Source organism: Candidatus Woesearchaeota archaeon (assembly GCA_003694805.1).
Lineage (GTDB): Archaea > Nanobdellota > Nanobdellia > Woesearchaeales > J110 > J110.
Genome location: RFJU01000096.1, coordinates 1 through 1,563, shown reverse-complemented (window position 1 = coordinate 1,563; position 1,563 = coordinate 1). Strand labels below are relative to the sequence as shown.

Here is a 1,563-nt window from a genome sequence, read left to right as displayed (position 1 = left end):
GTGATAAATTGCGCTTGTGCTCCCGCCATTGCTGTTTGTGTTTTTATAAAACTCTAAAGCATTGCTCGCAATTTTCTCGTCAATGTATGCGTCCTCTAACTCTGTCCAGCTGTTGCCAACCGTCGCACTGTCCGCTCTGTCAAAGTTGTCTGAAAACACGCTCGTTGTTGTGTCTGCGACTGCTGTGGCTGTTACCAGTTCTGTGTTGGTTCCCTCAAGCCTGAATTCTTTGTTGAGTTCTGCGCTGTCAAACGCGCCGACGTCTATCGTCGTGTCGTTTGCGTTGGCGTTTGCCGTGAGTGAGGTGTTGATCCCGGTGTCTGTTTTGTTTGTGTCGCTCCAGCCGTCAAAAAAGAGGCCGTTGTAGTCCGGGTTCTTGCTGTCAAAGTACATCTGCAGGTAAAGCTCCAGGATGTTGTGTGTGTTCACTGCGATCGCGTCGTCTGTCGCTTGGTTTATTTTGTTGAGGTTTTCTGCGCTGAGTGCGTCGCCCGGTGTCCATGTGTATCCCATAAGCCTTTTATATTGATTGTGTTACTGTGCCGTCGATTGTGAGTGCATCGCTCGACCCTACTGTTATGTCGATGCCGACGTGCGCGAATAATGTCCCGCTGTTGCTTGTGCTTGTGCCGTTGATGAAGCAGCCGTACTCTTTCCATGTTCCGGTTGCGCTTCCGGCGCTCCAGAAGCTCGTAATGTTGAGCTGGCTTCCGCTTACGCCAAGCGAGCTGATTGTCTGCCGTGTGCTTGCGTCCGGTGTTTCCAGTCCTGTGTCGCTGGCCGCTGGCGTTGTGGTTCCGGTCCCCAGTTCCTCGTAGTTTATTTTGGCCTCGCTTGCTGCGCTTATGCTTCCCGCGAGCGCCTCGTTCACTTTTTGCCTCCCGGCTGTCGTGATCACGTTTGTGTAGCTGTGCACTCGCACCGCTCGCCCTATGAGCAGGCTGAGCATTTCGCTTGCTTTTTTGTCCGGGGTGGTGCTTGGAATGGTTCGCGCCTTGGCCAGTTCCTCCGGTGTCAGCGGTTTGCCGTCCGGGGTGGTGTAAAGTCGCCACCTGCCGCTCCATGCGACCTTTTTTGCGAATGCTTTTATTTTGTGTGTTGTGTTTCTCATGGTGTTGTTCTTTATGCTTTTAATTGTATCACGAGGCCGTTGCCGAGCTGTCTGCAAAGGTGGCCCGGTTCCGGTCGTTCGCGTCGGTTGGGAAGTATGGTCCTGCTACCCATGTTGGGTTTTGGTTTGTGCCCCATGGGTTTGTGCGCCAGCTCTCGCCGAATGTGATCGTTTCCTGAAATGTCGGCGTGTTCGCCGGGAGGGTGCTTGCGGTCCAGTTCTCTTGCCATGTGATGTCCTCAATGAAGCCCTCCACCTGTGTCAGCACTTCGTCGTCTGTGATCTCTATCTCTTTGCTCTTTGCAAGAAGTATTTTTTGCATGAGGTCGAGGAAGTCCGTCGTTTGTTTGTCTGCAAGCGTTACCTCGTATCTGAGCCCGCCGTTGCCGGTGCGCGGTCGTGCGATGATTCTCGTTATTGTGAATGTGTCGTTGCTTCCTCTGAGAGTGCTT

The 1,563-nt window shown here is 53.0% G+C and carries 3 protein-coding genes; all 3 read right to left on the bottom strand.

The annotated features are described in order from the left end of the window. Positions 1 to 513 (bottom strand): hypothetical protein (locus D6783_03345; protein ID RME52934.1); only part of this gene is annotated, 513 nt, incomplete at its 3' end. 7 nt (positions 514 to 520) lie between these two features. Continuing rightward, entirely contained in the window at positions 521 to 1,111 is a 591-nt protein-coding gene (locus tag D6783_03340) for a hypothetical protein (GenBank protein RME52933.1), read from the bottom strand. 28 nt (positions 1,112 to 1,139) lie between these two features. Continuing rightward, the coding region (locus D6783_03335; GenBank protein RME52932.1) for a hypothetical protein at positions 1,140 to 1,563 on the bottom strand (424 nt) is incomplete at its 5' end.